The organism is Paraburkholderia sp. SIMBA_053, assembly GCF_046534895.1.
Lineage (GTDB): Bacteria > Pseudomonadota > Gammaproteobacteria > Burkholderiales > Burkholderiaceae > Paraburkholderia > Paraburkholderia caledonica.
On record NZ_JAWRXU010000629.1, the window covers coordinates 1 to 274 of the forward strand.

Annotated in this window: 1 pseudogene; it reads right to left on the bottom strand. The window is 61.3% G+C overall.

Features of this window, described 5'->3' with window-relative positions:
* Positions 1-274: pseudogene (locus SB753_RS37115) on the bottom strand (hypothetical protein); the annotation flags it as partial.

Sequence of the window (274 nt, forward strand, 5' to 3'; positions counted from 1 at the left end):
CAACCGCGCGTATTCGGCCATCTTCGGCAGCACGTCTCGCACGCCACCGTAGCTGTTCTTGCCGATTTTCACGTTCTTGATGATCTTGTATTTCTGCTCCGCGGGAGGCAGGCCCGCGAAAAAGCAGAAGTCGCCGAGGCCGGACGGAAGATCGGCCACCGGATGCGCGGGTTGCGTGCCCAGATTCAGTTCGACTTCCGATGCGGCATCCGATGCGGGCTCCGTCGCGTTCGCATTCGCATGCGCCGCGCCAGTGGTCAGTGCAGCAATCAAT